16 protein-coding genes are annotated in these 20,307 nt (G+C 73.9%); 5 read left to right on the top strand and 11 right to left on the bottom strand.

The features are described 5' to 3' along the window. The first annotated feature begins 155 nt into the window (after nt 1-155). Complete coding sequence (gene lepB / locus AC6CKD_RS23790; RefSeq protein ID WP_498329701.1) at nt 156-854, top strand: signal peptidase I; 699 nt, start codon at nt 156-158, stop codon at nt 852-854. Between the two features lie 68 nt (nt 855-922). Here lepB and AC6CKD_RS23785 read toward each other — a convergent pair whose 3' ends face one another. From AC6CKD_RS23785 to AC6CKD_RS23760, 6 genes are all read right to left on the bottom strand, one after another. After that, nucleotides 923-1,879 carry a cation diffusion facilitator family transporter gene (locus tag AC6CKD_RS23785; protein ID WP_498329699.1) on the bottom strand — a complete coding sequence of 319 codons (957 nt, stop codon included), beginning with the start codon at nt 1,877-1,879 and terminating at the stop codon, nt 923-925. A 93-nt stretch (nt 1,880-1,972) separates the two neighbouring features. Then, nucleotides 1,973-3,145 (bottom strand): mannose-6-phosphate isomerase, class I, encoded by a 1,173-nt coding sequence (manA, locus tag AC6CKD_RS23780; protein WP_498329698.1) that lies wholly within the window; start codon nt 3,143-3,145, stop codon nt 1,973-1,975. Nucleotides 3,146-3,184: 39 nt separating this feature from the next. Then, nucleotides 3,185-4,318: an SIS domain-containing protein gene (locus AC6CKD_RS23775; protein ID WP_498329697.1), complete on the bottom strand. Its 1,134-nt coding sequence runs from the start codon at nt 4,316-4,318 to the stop codon at nt 3,185-3,187. Nucleotides 4,319-4,415: 97 nt separating this feature from the next. Then, on the bottom strand, nt 4,416-4,601 hold the full coding sequence (locus AC6CKD_RS23770) for a Trm112 family protein (protein WP_498329695.1): 186 nt from the start codon (nt 4,599-4,601) through the stop codon (nt 4,416-4,418). Between the two features lie 275 nt (nt 4,602-4,876). After that, nucleotides 4,877-6,247: a phosphomannomutase/phosphoglucomutase gene (locus AC6CKD_RS23765; RefSeq protein WP_498329693.1), complete on the bottom strand. Its 1,371-nt coding sequence runs from the start codon at nt 6,245-6,247 to the stop codon at nt 4,877-4,879. Between the two features lie 78 nt (nt 6,248-6,325). Continuing rightward, nucleotides 6,326-6,700 (bottom strand): DUF3499 domain-containing protein, encoded by a 375-nt coding sequence (locus AC6CKD_RS23760; RefSeq protein WP_498329691.1) that lies wholly within the window; start codon nt 6,698-6,700, stop codon nt 6,326-6,328. Between the two features lie 114 nt (nt 6,701-6,814). On the opposite strand from AC6CKD_RS23760, the gene AC6CKD_RS23755 reads away from it, so the two are divergent. Next, nucleotides 6,815-7,309, top strand: coding sequence for a metallopeptidase family protein (locus AC6CKD_RS23755; RefSeq protein ID WP_478691465.1), 495 nt, complete (start codon nt 6,815-6,817; stop codon nt 7,307-7,309). A gap of 215 nt (nt 7,310-7,524) precedes the next feature. Here AC6CKD_RS23755 and AC6CKD_RS23750 read toward each other — a convergent pair whose 3' ends face one another. The 3 genes from AC6CKD_RS23750 to AC6CKD_RS23740 all read right to left on the bottom strand — a co-directional run bounded on the left by AC6CKD_RS23750 (nt 7,525) and on the right by AC6CKD_RS23740 (nt 13,299). Further along, nucleotides 7,525-9,012, bottom strand: a complete 1,488-nt coding sequence (locus AC6CKD_RS23750) for a DUF5719 family protein (protein ID WP_498329690.1) — start codon at nt 9,010-9,012, stop codon at nt 7,525-7,527. Continuing rightward, nucleotides 9,009-12,644: a glycosyltransferase family 2 protein gene (locus AC6CKD_RS23745; RefSeq protein ID WP_498329688.1), complete on the bottom strand. Its 3,636-nt coding sequence runs from the start codon at nt 12,642-12,644 to the stop codon at nt 9,009-9,011. The genes AC6CKD_RS23750 and AC6CKD_RS23745 overlap by 4 nt, the downstream gene beginning before the upstream one ends. 391 nt (nt 12,645-13,035) lie before the next feature. Beyond that, on the bottom strand, nt 13,036-13,299 hold the full coding sequence (locus tag AC6CKD_RS23740; protein ID WP_112450237.1) for a WhiB family transcriptional regulator: 264 nt from the start codon (nt 13,297-13,299) through the stop codon (nt 13,036-13,038). Between the two features lie 729 nt (nt 13,300-14,028). On the opposite strand from AC6CKD_RS23740, the gene AC6CKD_RS23735 reads away from it, so the two are divergent. The 3 genes from AC6CKD_RS23735 (at nt 14,029) to AC6CKD_RS23725 (ending at nt 16,879) form a co-directional block, all read left to right on the top strand. Continuing rightward, nucleotides 14,029-14,520: a cysteine dioxygenase gene (locus AC6CKD_RS23735; protein WP_498329734.1), complete on the top strand. Its 492-nt coding sequence runs from the start codon at nt 14,029-14,031 to the stop codon at nt 14,518-14,520. Between the two features lie 80 nt (nt 14,521-14,600). Continuing rightward, a complete protein-coding gene (cofD, locus tag AC6CKD_RS23730) occupies nt 14,601-15,560 on the top strand; it encodes a 2-phospho-L-lactate transferase (protein ID WP_498329687.1) in 960 nt (319 codons plus the stop codon). After that, nucleotides 15,557-16,879 carry a coenzyme F420-0:L-glutamate ligase gene (locus AC6CKD_RS23725; protein WP_498329685.1) on the top strand — a complete coding sequence of 441 codons (1,323 nt, stop codon included), beginning with the start codon at nt 15,557-15,559 and terminating at the stop codon, nt 16,877-16,879. Before cofD ends, AC6CKD_RS23725 begins: the two co-directional genes overlap by 4 nt. A 21-nt stretch (nt 16,880-16,900) precedes the next feature. Here the strand turns inward: AC6CKD_RS23725 and AC6CKD_RS23720 are convergent, their stop codons facing one another. Further along, a complete protein-coding gene (locus AC6CKD_RS23720) occupies nt 16,901-18,142 on the bottom strand; it encodes a DNA-3-methyladenine glycosylase family protein (RefSeq protein WP_498329683.1) in 1,242 nt (413 codons plus the stop codon). A gap of 733 nt (nt 18,143-18,875) precedes the next feature. Continuing rightward, on the bottom strand, nt 18,876-20,282 hold the full coding sequence (locus AC6CKD_RS23715) for a peptidoglycan recognition protein family protein (RefSeq protein ID WP_498329682.1): 1,407 nt from the start codon (nt 20,280-20,282) through the stop codon (nt 18,876-18,878). Nucleotides 20,283-20,307: the final 25 nt, after the last annotated feature.

Genomic DNA, 20,307 nt, shown 5'->3' with positions numbered 1-20,307 from the left:
TCCCCGGAACGCCCCTCGGGCCCCGTACCCACCTCGGTGGTACGGGGCCCGAGGGGCGCTGCGTACGCTTCGCGCTGCAGACAGGGCCGGTGGGGAAGGGTGCGGACATGGGGCGGGAACAGCGCAGGCCGGGGCGGCGAAGAGGGATCTGGGCGGTGGTGCTCACCGTGCTCGGCGCGGTGGTGTTCGTGGGGGCGGCGAGCTGGACCCGGTACGTCCTCGCGGACGACTACCAGATGAAGGTCATCCCGTCGGAGTCGATGAGGCCCGCCTACTCCCCCGGGGACCGGGTCTGGTTCGCTCGGGTCGCTCCGCGGGAGGTCCGGCACGGGGACGCGGTGGTCTTCACAACCCCTTCCTCGTGGGTGGACGGGTCAGGGCTGAAGGAGGGCCAGCAGGTCTTCAAGCGGGTGGTGGCCCTGGGTGGGGACCGCATCTCATGGGCACCGGGTGGGACGAGTCTGATGCTGAACGGGAAGCCGCTCGTCGAGCCGTACCTCAAAGACCCGGCCGTGCCGGCGACGGGTCCCTTCGATGTCACGGTGCCCGAGGGGCGGATGTTCCTGATGGGCGACCACCGCTGGAATTCCTTCGACTCCCATATGCGGGTCCGCGACCAGGGCCAGGGAACCGTGCCGGTGTCGGCCGTGTGGGGGGTCGCGTCGGCCGGGCCGCCGGACGCGGCGGTCGCCGCCGTGCTGGCGGCCTTCCTGGGCGTGCCGGTCTTCCTCGTCGGTGGCGGGCTCGGCATCGGCTCGCTGGTGGCGCGGCGGCGGGCGGCGAAGGCGGCGCGGAATGCGACGGGCGCCGGGCCCGGACAGCTGACGTGGGCGTACGAGGCCGCGAACGACTGACCCGGCCGGTACGGCGGCACGACGAGGCCCCCCGGCGCAGGCGCAGGGGGGCCTCGTCGTCACGAGGGTCAGACGCCCGGGTTGGCGCCCCCGGCCGCGGCGCCGGCCGCGGCGCCGGCGTTGTAGATGTCCGGCTCCAGGTAGATCACGCGGGCGATCGGGACCGCCTCGCGGATGCGGGCCTCGGCAGCGTTGATGGCCTCGGCCACGTCGGTCGCGGTGCCGTCGCTCCGGACCGCGATCTTCGCGGCGACCAGGAGTTCCTCGGGGCCCAGGTGCAGGGTGCGCATGTGGATGACGGCGGTGACGACGTCCCCGTCGACGACGGCGGCCGCGATCTTCTCGACGTCTTCGGTGCCGGCGGCCTCACCGAGCAGCAGGGACTTGGTCTCGGCCGCGAGCACGATGGCGATGACGATCAGCAGGATGCCGATGCAGAGGGTGCCGATGCCGTCCCAGACGCCGTTGCCGGTCGCCAGGGCGATGCTGACGCCGGCGAGGGCGAGGACGAGGCCGACGAGGGCGCCGAGGTCCTCCAGGAGGACCACGGGGAGCTCGGGGGCCTTGGCGCGCTTGATGAACTGGCCCCAGGTGAGGCTGCCGCGGATCGCGTTCGACTCCTTGATCGCGGTGCGGAAGGAGAAGGTCTCCGCGATGATCGCGAAGATGAGCACGCCGACCGGCCAGTACCAGTGCGTGATCTCGTGCGGGTCGTGGATCTTCTCGTAGCCCTCGTAGATGGCGAACATGCCACCGACGGTGAACAGCACGATGGAGACCAGGAACGCGTAGATGTAGCGCTCGCGCCCGTACCCGAAGGGGTGCTGCGGAGTCGCTTCGCGCTGGGCCTTCTTGCCGCCCAGGAGGAGCAGGCCCTGGTTGCCGGAGTCCGCCAGCGAGTGGACGCTTTCCGCGAGCATCGACGACGAGCCGCTGAAGACGAAGGCCACGAACTTGGCCACCGCGATGGCCAGATTGGCGGCAAGTGCCGCCACGATCGCCTTGGTACCGCCCGACGCACTCATGGTTGCGATGTGTCCCTTCCTCGGTGCGGCGCCCCGGGCCGGGACGCCGCGCTACGGCCGCAGATTCTCACAGCCGCCGAGAGGGACGGTACGTCAGACCACCATGGTGGCGCGGAAGACGGTGCCGGTTCCGGATAGTTCGACCTTTTCGCCCGCCGGCACGAAGACCGATTCGCCGGGTGCCAGCGCCAGTTCGCCCGACTTCGCGGAGTGCGCCTTCGGGGCGCCGGCCGTGCACAGCAGGATCTGCGCGGTGCCGTCGGGGACCACCCGGGGGGCGCCGCCTGGGGCCAGGACGAAGCGGGAGAGCCGGAACTCGTCGATGGGGGTCTCGTAGACCTCCTCGCCGTTGCCCTCCGGGCGCAGGATGCCGGGGTCGCCGGGCTCGAAGGCGACGACCTTGAGCAGTTCCGGCACGTCGACGTGCTTGGGGGTGAGCCCGCAGCGCAGCACGTTGTCGGAGTTGGCCATGAGCTCGACGCCGAGGCCGTCGAGGTAGGCGTGCGGAATGCCGGCGCCGAGGAACATGGCTTCGCCGGGCTGGAGTTGCACGTGGTTGAGGAGCATCGCGGCGATGACGCCCGGGTCGCCCGGGTAGTGGTGCACGAGTCCGGCGTACGGGGCGTACGGGCCTCCGAGCCGCTCGGCGGCGGCCGCGGCCTCGGTGACCGTACGGGCCATCTCGGCGCGGTCCGCGGTCAGTACGGCGGTGAGCACTTCCCGCAGGGCCGCCTCCTCGGGGTGCGCCCGCAGGAGGTCGGCGTAGGGCTTCAGGGAGTTGACGCCGAGGCCCTCCAGCAGGGCGGCGGCCTCCGATGGCGGGCGGAACCCGGACAGTCCCTCGAAGGAGGTGAGGGCGCAGACCAGCTCGGGCTTGTGGTTGGCGTCCTTGTAGTTGCGGTGCGGTGCGTCGATCGGGACGCCGCGGCGCTCCTCGTCCTCGAACCCGGCCTTCGCCCGGGCGAGGTCGGGGTGGACCTGGAGGGAGAGCGGGGCGCCGGCCGCGAGGAGCTTGAAGAGGAAGGGGAGCCTGGGGCCGAACTTGCGGACGGCGGCCACTCCCAGTTCGCCTTCGGGGTCTGCCGCGATGACGTCCGAGAGGGCGCTCTCGCCTGCTCCGCGGTCGAGGCGGGAGGGTGCGCCCGGGTGGGCGCCCATCCACAGCTCGGCCTGGGGTTCGCCGGTGGGCGCGACTCCGATGAGCCCGGGGATCGCGGTGGTCGATCCCCAGGCGTAGGGGCGGATCGTGTTCGTGAGGCGGTCCATCGGTCGTCTTCCTGGGTAAGAGAGGCGTGTTCGTGCGCCTCAGCTGTGTCCCCCGGAGGCCAGCGCCAGGTAGGCGGTGGCGAAATCCGTGACGGCGAGGAGTTCGGCGAGCTGTTCCAGCTCGGTGCCCTCCTCCGGTTCGAGCTCGCTGATGGCCGTGTCGTGGCTGAGGGCGAGCTCTCGTGCGGCAGGGGCGGCTGTCAGTCCGCCTGCGGGCCTGTCGCGCAGCAGGACGATGCGTGCGCGAAGGGCCTGCGGTTCTTCCACTCGGTCGCGGAAGAAGTCGTCGGGGTCGGCGCCGGCGGCGAAATCGCCGGCGAGCAGGACCCCGTGGGCCGGAAGTGCCTCGGGAAGGTCGGCGGCGAGCGCGGGTCGGCCGGCGAGTTCGGCGAGGGTGGCGGCGAAGCGGCGCCCGGCGGGTCCGGCGGCGGCGCCCTCGCTCCAGATGAGCGGGAGGGAGTCGGCGAGCTCGGAGGCGAGGGTCTTGGCCGGGTTGGAGTAGGTGACGATGGCGGGGCCGCAGCGTTCGGCCGTGCGGTCGAGCCGGTCTGCGACGAGCTGCAGGGTGTTCGGCGGGGCGGTGATCAGGCCGACCCGGTCGAGGAGCACCAGCAGCGGGGTCAGCAGGGCCCAGAGGGCGCCGGGGCCGGCCGCGGCGGACTCGTCGTACTCCTGGTACGGGGCTTTGGCCATCGGTACGAGGAGCCCGTGCGCGCCGTCCACCGCTTCGCTCAGCGGCGAGCGCTCGGGGGCGACGGCGACGACGGTGGAGCCCCGCCGGTAGGCCTGCTCGGCGAGGACGGCGAGGCCGGGCTCGGTTCCGTCGGTGGTGGCGATGAGCAGCAGGTCGACGGGGCCGGCCCAGCCGGGCAGGGTCCAGCGCAGGGCCCCGGCGGCGTGCGCGACGCCGGTCGGGTGCAGCCGGATGACGGGCGCGGAGGCGCCGGCGAGCGCGCCGAGCAGGTCGGCGACCCCGGTCGCGGCGGTGCCGGGCCCGGCGATGAGGACCGCGCGGGGGCGGCCGTCGGGGCGCAGGTCGGCGAGACCGGCCTCCGCGGCGTGCCGGGCCGCGGTGCGTACCCGTGCGCCGGCGTCGGCGGCGCCGCGGAGCAGGCCGCGGCGGTCGGCGCGGGCGAGATCGTCAGGTGCGTCGAGGAGCGACTCGTCGAGCATGGCGGCCTCCGGCTAGTTCTGTGACGTGTCCAGCGGTGACGGAACCTGTGTGGGACGGAACCAGTCTCAGCGTTTGCGCGGGGTGGCGGGAGGAGGCTCAGGCGGGGCGGCGCGCCTCGTCGACGAGGAGCACGGGGATGCCGTCGCGGACCGGGTAGGCGAGACCGCAGTCCTGGCTGGTGCAGATCAGCTCGGGGGTGGTCTCGTCCGCCGACTTGTCCTGGAGGGGCGAGTGGCAGGCGGGGCAGGCGAGGATCTCCAGGAGACCGGCTTCGAGCGGCATGGGGTTCCCTTCGGGGATGTGGATCGGGCCAGGTCAGCCTACCGCCGGGTCACCTCTGGTGACGGGTGGAGGAGAACCTCTGGTGACGGGTGGAGGAGAACCTTCGGTGAGGGGTTCGCGGCGGCACGGCGGACATCGTGTGCGGCGGCGCGGCCGGGGCTCCGCCCTGGACCCCGCGCCTCAAACGCGGGCGGGGCTGGATTGTGCCGGACGGGGCCGAAAGGCGCGGGCGGGCCGGGGTTCGCGCGGAGCGCGGTCCGGCCCGCCCGCGGCACTCACGCGCGGATGAGGGCCAGGACCTCGTCGCGGACCTTGGCGAGGGTGGCCTCGTCGCGGGCCTCCACGTTCAGGCGCAGGAGGGGCTCGGTGTTGGAGGCGCGGACGTTGAACCACCAGTCCGTGCTGGTCGCGGTGAGGCCGTCCAGTTCGTCCAGGGTCACGCCCTCGGCGGAGCCGTAGGCGGCCTTGACGGCGGCGAGGCGGGCCGTCTGGTCGGCGACGGTCGAGTTGATCTCGCCGGAGCCCGCGTAGCGGTCGTAGGACGAGACCAGGGCCGAGAGGGGGCCGTCCTGGCCGCCGAGGGCCGCCAGGACGTGGAGCGCGGCGAGCATGCCGGTGTCCGCGTTCCAGAAGTCCTTGAAGTAGTAGTGCGCCGAGTGCTCGCCGCCGAAGATGGCGCCGGACTTGGCCATCTCCTCCTTGATGAAGGAGTGGCCGACGCGGGTGCGGACCGGGGTGCCGCCGTTCTCGCGGACGACCTCGGGCACGGACCAGGAGGTGATCAGGTTGTGGATCACGGTGCCGGTGCCGCCGTTGCGGGCCAGTTCGCGGGCGGCGACCAGGGCGGTGATCGCGGACGGCGAGACGCCCTCGCCGCGCTCGTCGACGATGAAGCAGCGGTCGGCGTCGCCGTCGAAGGCGATGCCGAGGTCGGCGCCCTCGGCCAGTACGCGGGCCTGGAGGTCGACGATGTTCTTCGGGTCGAGGGGGTTGGCCTCGTGGTTCGGGAAGGTCCCGTCCAGTTCGAAGTACATGGGGACCAGGTCCAGCGGGAGGCCCGTGAAGACGGTGGGGACGGTGTGCCCGCCCATGCCGTTGCCCGCGTCGACGACGACCTTGAGCGGGCGGACGGCGGTGAGGTCGACCAGGCCCTTCAGGTGGTCGGCGTAGCCGGTGAGGGTGTCCTGCTCGGTGACGGTGCCCGGGACGGTGCCGGCGGGGATCGCCGGGGCGCCCTCGTCGCTCCACTTCTCGGCGAGCTCGCGGATGGTGGAGAGGCCGGTGTCCTGGCCGACCGGGGCGGCGCCGGCCCGGCAGAGCTTGATGCCGTTGTACCGCGCCGGGTTGTGCGAGGCCGTGAACATGGCGCCGGGCAGGTCCAGCTTGCCGGAGGCGTAGTACAGCTGGTCGGTGGAGCACAGCCCGATGAGGGTGACGTTGACGCCGCGGGCGGCCGCGCCGCGGGCGAAGGCGCCGGACAGGGCCGGGGAGGAGGGCCGCATGTCGTGGCCGACGACGATGGCCGCGGCACCGGTCACCTCGACGAAGGCGGCACCGAACAGTTCGGCCAGGTGCTCGTCCCACTCGTCCGGCACGACGCCCCGTACGTCGTACGCCTTGACGATGTTCGTAAGATCGGTGGCCACTGCCTGCCCTCCTGAAGGTGATGTGCGGTGAGGCAAACCTACCGTGGACGCAGTGCGGCTTTTCAGATCGGCGGAATGTCAGGAATCCGGCGAACGCAGGACGCGCAGGTGTCCGCGGCGGGTCTCCCCGGTGGTGGTACCCCCCTGACCTGCGCCGCCGGCCCCGGCCGCGCGCTCCGGCGGACGGGCCGCCTCGCGTACGGCGTTGGCGAGGGCTTCGAGGTCGTCACCCGTGGGACGCGAGGGCGCCGACCCGTCGGTGAGGCGTACGACGTCCCAGCCGCGCGGGGCGGTCAGGCGCTCCGAGTGCTCGGCGCAGAGGTCGTAGCAGTGGGGTTCGGCGTAGGTGGCGAGCGGGCCGAGAACTGCGGTCGAATCGGCGTAGACGTACGTCAGAGTCGCGACGGCAGGGCGGCCGCACGCGGTGCGCGAACAGCGACGTACAAGGCTCACGACGTTGGACGGTACCGCACTCTTGACCGGGCCGCGACGACTCTCCCCCGGCCGTTCCCCCGTGTCGTCCGATCTCCCCCGCCCCGGCGCTGATGTGCGGGCTACCCTGCGGGGGTGACGGACAGCACTCTGCCTCCCCCTCCCGCGCCACCTGCCGCCTCCCTGCCCGGCGGCTCCCCCGCCGGTGAGCCGCGGGTGCGGCGGCGCGACCGGCACGGGCGCGGGATGCGCGGGCCGGTGGCCCCTCCCCAGGTACCGCTGTCGGCGAGCCGGGGGGAGCTGTTCGGCGACCTCGTACGGGACTCCGTGGAGCGGCTGGAACGGCGCTGGCCGCAACTGGCCGAGGTGGAGTTCATGATCGGCGACGTGCCCGGTCCGCCGGGTGGCGCGGAGGCCGGCTGGAACGACGAGGCGGTGCCGCTGGGCGCGCTGGCGGAGGCCGGCGGCGGGCGGCCGGCCCGGATCGTGGTGTTCCGGCGGCCGGTGGAGATCCGGGCGAAGTCGCGGGACGAGCGGGCGCTGCTGGTGCACGAGATCGTGGTGGAGCAGGTCGCGGAGTTGCTGGGGCTGTCGCCGGAGACGGTGGATCCGCGGTACGGGTCGGACTAGGTTCCCGGTCCGCGCCGGCCCCGCGCCCGGCCCGCAGCGTCCTGACCCGCGTCGGCGGTGCGGGTGCGCGGCCCTGCGGGGCTGGCTGTCCCCTACCCGCCCTTCCACCGTTCCCAGGGCTCCGCCCTGACCCGGTCCTCAAGCGCCGGAGGGGCTGAACTGCTTCTGCGGCTCCGCCCCGGACCCCGGTCCTCGAGCGCCGGACGGCTGAAGGGCTACTGGGTCAGGACCGAGAGGTCCTGGGTGGCCTTGGGGACCGAGACCGTGGAGTGGTCGTCCGAGAGGGTCTGGATCGTGAACATCGGGATTCCGTCACGGGGGACCGTCAGGGTGCGGGACGCGTGGACGGGGCCGCCGGAAACGGTTTCCACCGTGAGGGCGTAGGCCCCCTTGCCGCCCGCGGGAGCGAGGGTCAGGGTCTGCGTGGTGCCCCCCTTGACCGTGACGTCCTTGGAGGCGGGTTCGCCGCCGTCCGTGCCCGGCGAGGCCGTCACCTTGACCGTCGCGTCGGCTCCGGGCGGGGCCGTCAGCGACAGCTGGGTGGCGTTCTCCTCGGGGCGGTTGTCCGCGACGGTCGCCCGCGCGCCCACGGGGGCGGCGGCCTGGATGAAGCCGGTCTCCTGCTTGGCGCCGCTGCCGCGGACCACCCGCAGCGCCGCCACCACCGGGACGGGCTGCTTGCCGTCGGCCGGGGACAGGACGAGGGAGCCCGGTTCGCCGCGGGTGACGTCCTTGAGGTCGAGGCTCGCGGTCATGCCGGCCTTGACGTGGAGCTGCTCGCTGCCCGCGGGGCTGATCGAGCCGGTCGGCCCGGCCAGCTTCAGCTGGAGGTTCGCGTCCTCCTCGCCGGGGGCGAAGGCGACCAGCCGTACGGAGGTGGCGTCCGCCGGGATGCCGGGCAGGACCAGGGTCCCCGAGGGGTCCACGGAGGCGGGCAGCCAGTCGGAGCCGACGCCTTCCTCGCCCGCCTGGGCGGTGGCTCCGACGCGGCCCGCGCGGGTGGTCACGTGGGCGGTGACGTCCGCGAGCTGCACGCCGGGGGCGAGGGAGGCCAGGGAGATGGCCTTGCTGGACTTCGGGTCGATGCGGATGTTCTCGCTGGTGCCCGCTTCGGCCTTGACCGTGCCGTCCGGGCCGAACAGCTTGATGTCCACCACGGCGGCGGTGTCGTCGGGGTTGGTGACGTGGACGTAGTCTTCGCGGCCCTTGGCGGTGCTCACGCCGGGGAACCAGAAGTCGGTGCCGGGGGGCGTGCAGCCGACGCCGAGCAGCCCGCGCGTACGGCCGACCGAGACCACGGTGGTCTGCTGCGCGCTCCAGCCGGGGGCGAGGAACCCGTCGGCCACGCCGCTGAGCGCGGGGGCCTCGGCGCCGGAGGCCTTGGCACCCACGGGCTTGCCGGGCTCCTTCAGCTCCAGGACGGTCTTGGCTTCCTTGGTCGCGCCCAGCAGCCGGGCCGTGCCCGTGCCTCCCGGGGCGGCCGCGCCGGGGGTGATCGCCGTGTAGAGGGTCTCGGCGATGTCGGAGGTGCTGGGCGCGGGGCACACCAGCAGGGACCGCTCGACCGGCATCCGGGCCGCGGGCTTGCCCGCCGAGGCCGCGGAGGCCCCGTCGGCGGCCGGTGCGGTGAGGGTGGCGAGACCGGTGACGGCGGCCAGGGCGGCCGTGACGGCGGCGAGCGTGAGGGGTACGCGCTGCTTCACTGCTGGGGGCTCCCGTCCGGACGGGGGGCGTGCTGCCCGCCCTGCTGTCCGTCGTGCTGGCCGTAGGGGTCGTAGCCGTCGGAGCCGTTGTCGGGTTCCGGCTGCTGCTGGTAGGGCGGGTACGGCTGCTCGTAGGACTGGTACGGCTGCTCGTACGGTGCGCCCGGGTGGCCGGTGTACTGCTGCGGCTGCTGCTGCTCGTACGGGTACTGGTCGTACTGCTGCTGCTGCGGCTCCTGGCCGCCGTACGCGTAGCCGCTCTGGTCCCCGTACGCCGGCTGCTGGTAGGCGTACGCGTCCTCGCCGTACGACTGCTGCGCCGGGATCTGCGCGTACGGGTCGGCCGCGACGGCCGCCTCGGCGGGGGCTTCGGCCTCCGGCTCGGACTGCTCGCGCAGGCGGCGGGCCCGGCGGCCTTCGCCGGGTTCCTCGGCGGGGGCCTCCTCCTCGGGCAGGTCGTCGTCGAGGCGGGCGCGGCGGCCCGGCAGGGCCATCACCAGGAGGACCAGGGCGAGCAGGCCCTGGGCCCAGTGCCAGGCCGTCCGGGTGAGCGAGTCCTCGTGGACGAGGTCGAGTTCGCCGGCGGCCGCCGGGAGTTCGAAGCCTTGCGCCCAGCCGTCGAGCGTCTTGGCCTTGAGCGGCTTGCCGTCGAGGGTGGCCTGCCAGCCGGGGCCGGCCTGGTCGGCGATGCGCAGGACGCGTCCGGCCTCGCCCGCCGGGATCTTGGTGTGGGCCTCGACGGGGCCGGAGGCGACGGGGATCGGTGCCTCGCCCGGCTTGCCGGAGACGATGACGGCGCGGGAGACCTGCCGGTCGACGCGCCACAGCGCGCTGCCTTCGAGCTTGCTGAGGCGGCTGAGGCCCGGGGTGGCGTCGAGGACGCGGCCGATCTCCTGCGGGGCGCCGTCGCGGACCAGGACGTAGCGGATGGCGAAGCCGCCGAGCTGGTCGGTCTGGTCGGCGCCGGAACCGGCGACGAGGCTGGAGACGACCTTGTCGAGGCGGGCGTCGCTGCCGGCCCGGGCGGCGAGTTCTGCGTCGCCGAGGCGGCCGCCGGAGCCGCGGACCAGGCTGTACGAGAGGGCGGCCGGGGAGTCCGCGCCGATGACGAGGGTGCGGGCCTGGTCGCGGGTGCCGCTCTCTTCGGCGACGAAGGCGGGGACCTGGACGGGGTCGCGGCGCTCCAGCGGTCCGGCGGCTCCGTTGAGCATCCAGCCGGCCGCGCCGACGAGCGGGCCCACGGCGGCGGCGAGCACGATCAGGGCGGCCAGGGGCTGGCGCCAGCCGAAGCTACGGGCGGCGACCCGTTCCTTGGCCCCGTCGGCTCCGATGGCGGCGGCGGCCAGCAGGGCGAGTCCGTAGACGAGGGTGGCGGGGCCGGCCCAGGTGGTGCGGTTGACGAGGACACCCAGGACGAGCGCGGCGAGCGCGGTGGCCCAGGCGGTGCGGACGGCGAACTGCCGGTCGGCGCGCAGCAGGGCGGCCAGGGCGGCGAGGACGACGCCGAGGAGGATCAGGCCGCCGGCGGTACGGGGGCCGCCGGGGCTCGTGCCGAGCAGGTCCAGGCCGGTGGCCGAGCCGGCTCCGTAGGGCAGTCCGGCCTCGCGCAGGAAGTTCGCGGGGTGGGTGAGCAGGCTCAGCGACCAGGGCGCGAGCACGAGGAGGGGGACGCCGAGCGTCGCGGGGAGGCGCGGTCCGTACGTCTTCCACCGCGCGCGGCGCAGGACCAGCGCGGCGGTTCCGAGGAGGGCGGCGAGCGGCCAGACGACGGGGGTGAAGGCGGTGGCCAGGGTCAGCAGGAGGGTGTAGGTCCAGGCGGAGCGCCAACTGCCCTCGCCCTCGCCGAAGCCGAAGGCGGCGACGGCGGAGCGGGCGATGAGCGGGAGCAGGATCGCGAGGACGGCGGTGCCCAGGCGGCCTCCGGCGAGGGCTCCGGTGACGGCGGGGAGGAAGGCGTAGGCGATGGCGGCCCAGGCGCGCAGCAGCCGGGATTCGACCAGCGGCCGGGAGGCGAAGTAGGCGGTGAGTCCGGCGAGCGGGACCGAGCAGACGAGCAGCAGGGTCAGGGCGGCGTCGGTGGAGCCGAGGAGCAGGGTGGAGAGGGCGCCGAGGACGGCGAGGTAGGGCGGTGCTCCGGCGGTGGTGCCGGTGCCGACGGGCTGCCAGTCGTCGGCGTGGACCCGCCAGAGGTCGAGTCCGCCGTCGGGGGCGGGGAGCAGGGCTCCGCCCATGAGGGAGCCGCCGCCGAGGAGGGAGCGGCAGGCGATGAGGGAGACGAGCAGGAGGAGGCCGAAGAGGACGGGCCCGGGCTTGCGGGCGATCCGCTTGAGGCGCGCGAACTGTTCGATCTCCAGGTAGTCGGCGTCGTCTCCGCCGGGTCCCGATTCGACGGCTCCGCCGTGCCGGCCGGCGGTGGCGCTCTCGGTGTCGCCGTCGGCGCCGAAGTAGCCGGCGAGCTGTTCGGCGTTGGCGCGCAGGCTGGCGCCGGGCGGCGGGAAGAGGGGGCGCAGTTCCTTGGCGGAGACGGCGGCGCGGCCTCTGCGGCGGCGGGCTCCGAGGATCCGGCCGGGGCGGAGCAGGGTGGCGAGGAGGCCGGTGATCTCGTCGACGGCCTGTCCGGGTGCCTTGCCGACGAGGTAGGCGAGGGTGCGCAGGACGGTGCCGAAGAGGATGCGCAGCAGGACGTACGGGAGGGCGCGGCCGGGGCTGTTGGCCAGCATCGTGTAGACGGCGCCGGCCTTGTCGACGCGGTGCGGGCTGGCCGCGGAGCGGCCGACGCAGTCGACGGTGCGGCGTTCGCGGGCGGAGGCCTCGGCGTGCCGCAGTACGGCGTCGGGGGCGATGAGGACGGTGTGCCCGGCGCTCTGGACGCGCCAGCACAGGTCGACGTCGTCGCGCATGAGGGGCAGGCGGCGGTCGAAGCCGCCGAGGGCGTCGTACACGTCGCGGCGGATCAGCATGCCGGCGCTGGACACCGAGAGGACGGGCTGGACCTGGTCGTGCTGGCCCTGGTCCTGTTCGCGCCGGTCGAGGCCGGTCCAGCGGCGGCCGCTGCGGGCGATGGTGACGCCGACTTCGAGGAGCTGCTTCTTGTCGTACCAGCCGCGCAGCTTGGGGCCGATGACGGCGGCTTCGGGGTTCTCCTCGGCGACGCGCAGCAGTTCGGCGAGGGCGTCGGGCTCGGGTGCGCAGTCGTCGTGCAGCAGCCAGAGCCACTGGACGGGTTGGCCGTGGGGCAGGTCGGGGAGGTCGTACGCGTCGTCGCGCCAGGTGCGGCTGACGGGGTCCCAGCCGGAGGGGCGCTTGAGGTACGGGAGTTCCTCGGGCGTCAGCGTGCCGGCGGTCCGGGCGGCTTCGTCGACGGCCGCGCCGAAGCCGGTGCGGCGTGCGAGGTGCAGGACGCGGTCCTCGCCGAGGGCCTCGCCGAGCAGGCGCGCGGAGTCGTCGGCGCTGCCGGTGTCGGCGGCGATGTGGCTCTGGGCGGGGCGTTCCTGGCCGAGGAGACCGGCGAGGGTCCGGGGCAGCCAGCGGGAGCCGTCGTGGGCGACGAGGACCGCGGTGACGACGTGCCGGGGGAACTCTGGTGCGGCGGCAGCCTGGTGGGAGGCGCTCGACTGGCTGTGCAGGGACATCGCGGTACGGGCCCTCCGGCCGGGGGTCCGGGGGTGGTGTGCCCTCGGAGGCTGCTGGACAGCGCCCCACCCTAACGGCTGGGAACACAGCGGTCCGCCTCCTGCGGGGAAGGTGCGGGAGGCGGACCGTTTGCTCTGCTCGATGCCGTGCTGTTCGTGCCGTTCGCCGTACTGCGTTCTGTGCCGGTACGTCCGATGCGTGCACCGCGGCCGCTGCCGTGCGTGAGGCCGGGTGTACAGGCGGCTACGCCTGCGGGCGGGCCACCGGACGGGTCTGCGGATATGCCGTCGGATATGTCGCCGGATATGTCGTGGGCGGTACCGCGGGCCCCGCCTCGGGCCGTACCGCGGGCCCTGCCGTGGGCGCCGTTCGGTGCGCGCCGAGGGCGCTTCAGACGGCGGCCTTCTTCAGGCGTCGCCGCTCGCGCTCGGACAGGCCGCCCCAGATGCCGAATCGCTCGTCGTTGGCGAGGGCGTACTCAAGGCATTCGGAGCGGACCTCGCATGCGAGGCAGACTTTCTTGGCCTCGCGGGTCGAGCCGCCCTTCTCGGGAAAGAAGGACTCGGGGTCGGTCTGGGCGCAGAGAGCTCGCTCCTGCCATCCGAGCTCTTCGTCCGCCTCCTCGACCAGCAGTTCCTGAACCAGCTCGGTCATGTGCGCCCCTCGCTCTGTCTGTGCGTCCCCGTGGTCATGCCGTCACTCATCGCTACGTAACGACACGAGTGAAATTACAAGTGCGGGGCTCCAGCGCAGTCAAGCCGAGATCTGCTATTGGGCCCCTTATTCACTCTGCGGAACCAAGCCTATGCAGAAAGTGTTCATATCGCCAAAAATCGTGACACATGCCACACGTCTGCCACACGTGTCACTTGCGGGACCCCCTCCCCCCGTAGTCGACGCGTCACTCTGTGGTGGGGTTCCGATCCAGCCGAAGAAGCGGCGTAGATCACATTTCAGCCACAGAGTCACATCGCACGGCTTTTCGGGTTTGGGAGCCGCCACAGCGGACTGTGACGCGACTCGAAGCGCCACATCCCCTGGCACCGACTGCACAAACCTTTCTCCGGGCACGGTAACCGGATGAGGTGAAACTTTTCTACCAAATCGGACATCGGGTTGACAGTCCGGCCCCCCACCCGGTCTTCTTGTAGCCATGTCAGCGCCCTCAGCCGCCACCCGGACCCCCATTCGTGGGTTCCTGTGCGCTGCCCAGGTTCGCTGTTGCTGTTGCAGCTGTTGATGCCTCGGGAGCTCCGGCTCCCCAGAGCTCCAGCTCGCCCCCCACAGCAACCGCCGCATGACTGACATCCGTCGAGGAACCCCCCGATGAACAGCACCAGCACCCTGAACACCACCCCCGCCACCTCCATTGCCCCCACCCCGATGGTCGAGAGCGACCTCCAGATCGCCGGCGACATCCTCTCCGTCCAGCACCTCCTGCAGCCCGCCCGCGAGCACCCGGCCACCGTCGCCGAGTTCGTGGGCCTCGCGCGTTCCATCGCCGCCGACCGCTCCGAGTGGGAGCACCTGGTCCGGTACGACGCCACGACCCGCTGGTACCACCGGCTGCGCACCGGCCCCGGCTACGAGGTCTGGCTGCTCAGCTGGGTCCCCGGCCAGGGCAGCGGCCTGCACGACCACGGCGCCTCCTCCGGCGTGCTGACCGTCCTGGACGGCGAGCTCACCGAGCACACCGCCCGCGGCCCTCTCGCCCTCGGCGCCGGCTCCCAGCGCGTCTTCGCCCCCGGCTACGCCCACGAGGTGCAGAACGACAGCCTCGACGGGGCCGTCAGCCTGCACGTGTACTTCCCGGGCCTCACCGAGATGCCGATGCACAGCTGCTCTCCGGCCCGGCCCGAGGCCCTTACCGTCTGATCCGGACGGCGCCCGGCGGTCCCGCCCGTCACCCGGCCACCGCCCCTCGGCGGACATCCTGCGGCTGACAGACTGTCCGCATGCGCATTGTTGTTCTGGCCGGCGGCATCGGCGGCGCCCGTTTCCTCCGAGGTCTCCAGTCCGCGGTTCCCGACGCGGACATCACGGTCATCGGCAACACCGGTGACGACATTCACCTGTTCGGGCTCAAGGTCTGCCCCGACCTGGACACCGTGATGTACACCCTCGGCGGTGGCATCAACGAGGACCAGGGCTGGGGCCGCACCGACGAGTCCTTCACCGTCAAGGAGGAACTCGCCGCGTACGGGGTCGGACCCACCTGGTTCGGCCTCGGTGACCGCGACTTCGCCACCCACATCGTCCGTACGCAGATGCTCGGTGCGGGCTACCCGCTCAGCGCCGTCACCGAGGCCCTCTGCGACCGCTGGCAGCCCGGCGTCCGGCTGCTCCCCATGTCCGACGACCGGGTCGAGACCCACGTCGCGATCACCGACTCCCAGACCGGCGAGCGCCGGGTCGTCCACTTCCAGGAGTACTGGGTCCGCATGCGTGCCGCGGTGGACGCCGAGGCCGTCGTCCCCGTGGGCGCCGAGCAGGCCAAGCCCGCGCCCGGCGTCCTCGAGGCCATCGCGGCCGCCGACGTGATCCTCTTCCCGCCGTCGAACCCCGTGGTGTCGGTGGGGACCATCCTCGCCGTACCCGGAATCCGCGAGGCCGTGGCCGCCGCCGGGGCGCCCGTCGTGGGGCTCTCCCCCATCGTCGGGGGCGCTCCCGTGCGCGGCATGGCCGACAAGGTGCTGGCCGCCGTCGGAGTCGAGTCCACCGCCGCGGCCGTCGCCCGGCACTACGGCGCCGAGCTGCTCGACGGCTGGCTCGTCGACACCGCCGACGCGGACGCCGTCGCCGAGGTGGAGGCCGCCGGCATCACCTGCCGGGCGGTACCGCTGATGATGACCGACCTGGCCGCCACGGCGGAGATGGCGCGGGCCGCGCTGGAACTGGCGGAGGCCTCCCGGTGACCGCCCCGCACGGGATCCCGCCGAGGGCCTGGCCCTCGTACGAGGTCCGGGCCCTCGGCGGAATCCCGGAGGTGCGGCCCGGCGACGACCTGGCGGCACTGATCGCGGCCTCCGGGCCGGAGCTGCGCGACGGCGACGTCCTGCTCGTGACCTCGAAAATCGTCTCCAAGGCGGAGGGCCGGATCGTCCGCGCCGATTCGCGCGAAGACGCGATAGACGCCGAGACCGTACGGGTCGTCGCGCGTCGCGGGACGCTGCGGATCGTGGAGAACCGGCAGGGGCTGGTCATGGCGGCGGCCGGGGTCGACGCGTCGAACACCGAGGCCGGCACCGTCCTGCTGCTGCCCGAGGACCCCGACGCCTCGGCCGCCGCGATCCGGGCCGGGCTGCGGGAGCTGCTCTCCGTGGACGTGGGCGTGATCGTGACGGACACCTTCGGGCGGCCGTGGCGCACCGGGCTCACCGACGTGGCGATCGGCGCCGCGGGCGTGCGGGTCCTGGACGACCTGCGCGGCGGCACCGACGCGCACGGGAACCCGCTGAGCGCGACGGTCGTCGCGACCGCCGACGAGCTGGCCGCCGCCGGAGACCTGGTCAAGGGCAAGGCGGAGGGCCTGCCGGTGGCGGTGGTGCGCGGGCTGGCGCACGTGCTGGGCGAGGGCTCCTCGGGGGCCGACCTGGTGCGCTCGCCGGCCGACGACATGTTCCGGCTGGGCACCTCGGAGGCGGTACGGGAAGCCGTGACGCAGCGGCGTACCGTACGGGCCTTCACGGCCGAGCCGGTGGACCCGGGCGCGGTCCGGCGCGCGGTGGCGGCGGCCGTGACGGCCCCGGCCCCTCACCACACGACTCCGTGGCGGTTCGTCCTGCTGGAATCGGCGGGTGCGCGGCTGGAGCTGCTGGACGCGATGCGGGACGCCTGGATCGAGGACCTGCGGCGGGACGGGAAGTCCGAGGAGTCCATCGCGAAGCGGGTCCGGCGGGGCGATGTCCTGCGGGCCGCGCCCTACCTGGTGGTGCCCTGTCTGGTCACGGACGGCGCGCACGACTACGGGCACGCGCGCCGGGACGCGGCGGAGCGGGAGATGTTCGTCGTCGCGATGGGCGCGGGCGTACAGAACTTCCTGGTCGCGCTGGCCGGGGAACGGCTGGGCTCGGCGTGGGTGTCCTCGACGATGTTCTGCCGGGACGTGGTGCGCAAGGTGCTCGGGCTTCCGGAGGACTGGGACCCGATGGGGGCGGTGGCCGTGGGGCACGCCGCGGTCGCTCCGGCGGAGCGGGCGGGGCGGGCGGCGGAGGACTTCATCGAGGTGCGGTGACCCTCCGGGGGCGCCGGCCCCTCAGAGCTTGCCGATGTCGCTCCGGTACATCCGGGGGGCCCGTCGGGGCGGGGCGGCGCCGGTCAGGAGGATGAGGCGGGCCGCGCGGTGGCGCTGGCCGGCGTACGGAGCGAGGAGCTCCAGCATGGCGGCGTCGTCGGCGTCCCGGTCCCCGGCGAGGGCGTAGCCGATGATCCCGGGCAGGTGCAGGTCGCCGGTGGTGACGGCGTCGGGGGCGCCGTTGCTGCGCTGGAGCGTTTCGGCGGACGTCCACGGGCCGATGCCGGGGATCGCCTCCAGGCGGGCGGTGGCCGCCGGCAGGTCCATGGCGGCGGCCTCTTCGAGGCGGGTGGCGAGGCGGGCCGCGCGGACGATGGTGGCGGAGCGTTTGGCGTCGACTCCGGCCTTGTGCCAGTCCCAGGACGGGATGAGCGTCCAGGTGCGGGGGTCGGGCATGACGTAGAGGCCGCTGCTCCTGCCGGCGCTGCTGCCGGCGCCGGCGCCGCTGTCCGGGCCCGGGCCCGGAGCCGGTTCGCCGTACTGGCGTACGAGGCGGCGCCAGGCGCGGTACGCCTCGTCGGCGGTGACCTTCTGTTCCAGGACCGTGGGGATCAGGGACTCCAGGACCAGGCCGGTACGGGTCAGGCGCAGGCCGGGGCGGCGGCGGTGACTCGCGTGCACGAGCCGGTGGCGGGGGAGGAAGGCGGCGGGGTCGTCGGCGGAGCCGAGCAGCTCGGGCAGGCCATCGAGGATCCAGTCGGCGCCGGGGCCCCAGGCGGTGGCGGTCACCTCCGCCGAGTGCGGCGCGCAGGTGACGCGGAGCGTGGCCGGGCCGGCGGGGGTGCGGGTGGCTCGCCAGACCGCTCCCGCGGCGGCACGGAAGGTGGGGTCGGCGGAGCCGCGGCGGAGGGGGCCGAGGGTGAGGCCCAGGTCCAGGGCGCCGGGTGGGGTCCAGGTGCGGGTTCGGGGGGCCGCGCCGGAAGCCGAGCGGCCGCCCGGGCCGGGGTCTCGGCCGGGGTCCGTGCCGGAGCCTTCGCCCGGGCCGGGGTCCGGGGCCGTGCCCGTTCCCGGGACTGCGCCCGGGCCGGAGTCCGAGCCTGCGCCCGAGTCCGGGGCCTGGCCCGCGTCCGGGGCCGTGCCCGTGCCCATGCCGGGGACTGCGCCCGGACCGGAGTCCGGGCCGGTGGCTGGGGTGGGTTCGGGCACGGTGGTGCGGCCGCCGCGGATCGCGGTGCGGGTGAGGGGGTCGTAGCGGCCGGCCATGTCCTTGAGGGTAGCCCTGCGGGGGCTGTCCCCTACCCGCCCTTCCGCCGTTCCCCGGGCGCTGCCCGGACCCGGTCCTCAAGCGCCGGACGGGCTGAGAGGGGTACGGGGCTGCGCCCGGACCCGGTCCTCAAGCGCCGGACGGGCTGAGAGGGGTACGGGGCTGCGCCCGGAGCGCGGCCCTCAAACGCCGGACGGGCTGAGGAGGGGGTACCGGGCTGCGCCCGGAGCGCGGCCCTCAAACGCCGGACGGGCTGAGGAGGGGGTACCGGGCTGCGCCCGGACCCCCTGGGGCTCCGCCCCAGACCCCGCGCCTCAAACGCCGGCGGGGCTGGATTTGGCCCGCGCCGGATCACACGCGCAGCACAATCCCAGCCCCGCCGGCGTTTGAGGCGCGGGGGCCCGGGGGCTGGCCCCCGGCAGCGGCGCCGCGCCCGGCAACCGGTCCGGGGCAGAGCCCCGGGGAACAGGTCCGGGGCGCAGCACCCGGCAACGGGTCCGGGGCGGAGACCCGGGGAACGGGCGAAGGGCGGGTAGGGGACCTCGCCCCGCAGGGTCCGACCAGCCGCACCCGCCCACCGGCCCCGCCCCAGGCGCCAGTGGCGGCCACCTGACCGGCCACCGCCGGACGGAGTCCGGCGCAGCGACGCGAAGCCGGGGAGGCCCGCCAGGGCCGCACCGCGCGAGCGGCGCGTCGGAAAGGTGCGCGGCGCGTCGGAAAGGAAGGCGCCGCTCAGGGGCGGCCCTGGAGTTTGGCCGAGGCGGTTCGGGTGGGGGGGAGTTGGGTGTACAGGCGGCGGCCGGGGCATTCGGTGGCGAAGCCGTCCCGGTGGCCCGAGATGACGTTCAGGCGGACGTTGCTGCCCTTCGCGTAGAGGTTGCCGCCGCCCGAGCGGAGGGTGGTCTTCGCGCGGGGGTCCGCTCCGAAGAGCCCCAGCTTCCAGGCCGTCAGGCGGGCCACCGCGTCGACCGCCGCCTTGGGCGGAGACGTGGAGGCGAAGGTGCCGATGACCGCCACGCCCATGCTGTCCGTGTTGAAGCCCATGGTGTGCGCGCCGAGCACCGCCTTGGCGACTCCGCCCGCCCGGCCCTCGTAGACGGTGCCGCACTTGTCGACGGCGAAGTTGTAGCCGATGTCCCGCCAGCCGCTGCTGACGACGTGGTAGCGGTACAGGCTGCGCAGGACCGCCGGGGCGTCCTTGCAGGCGTAGTTGTTGCCCGAGGCGGTGTGGTGGACGAAGGCGGCCTTGACCGTCTTCGTGTAGACGAAGCCCTTCTCGCGCAGGCTCTCGTCCGCGCCCCATCCCATCCGGGTGACGATCTTCGGGCGCGGGCCGATGTACGGGGCGGCCGCGAGCGCCTCGTCGGCGAGGACCGCGTCGGCGGTCGAGTCGGCCTTGTTGAGGGCGGGGATCTCCTGGGCGCCCAAGGGTGCCATCGGGACGTTGGCGGAGGAGGACTCCGCCATCTCCATCGTCATGCCGGGGAGGAGCGCCAGCTCCCCCTTGTCGTCATCGACGGGCGTGGAGGGGTGGTTGGCGTTCTTGGCGTCCGACTGGGGGCGGGACGAGTCGCCCGGGTCCACCAGTTCGATGCGCATGCCCGTCGGGAGCCCGCTGCTCACCACGCGGCCGCCCGGTTCCGCCTGGACGCGGACCTCGATGCCGTCGGACTGGCCCACCCACAGGGGGGCGGTGCTGCCGCGGACCCGGCCGGAGCCGCGTTCCGCGGTGTCGGGGTCCGCGGCGTGTTCGCTGTTGTGGGTGTCGACGTCCTGCCATTCGGACCAGGCGGAGGTGTCCACGGAGCGGGTGCGGACCTGGACGCGGCCGTCGAGCTGGGTGCTCGCGTCGTCCCAGACGACGCCGACCAGCGAGAAGGTCTTGACCTCGCGCGCCGACAGGCCCCGGGTCTCGGGCAGCCGGGGCGCGGTGCTCATGCCGGGGACCCCGGGGGTGCGGTCCGCCGCCGGTCCCACGGGGACGAGCGGCAGGGACTGGGTGGATCCGGCGGGGGTCGCGGGGGCTGCCGAGCCCGCGGCCGCTGCCGGGTGTGCGAGGGCCGTGGAGGTGAACGCGAGCGGCAGGGCCAGTGCGGCAGCCGTCGCGACGCCGATCGAGGAAGCAAGGAATGCACGCATGGAAAGGATGCTGGGGACTGCCGGG

This window comes from Streptomyces sp. GQ60, assembly GCF_059758875.1.
The sequence above is the reverse complement of the archived record's forward strand: the minus strand, read 5'-3'. Positions and strand labels throughout refer to the sequence as shown.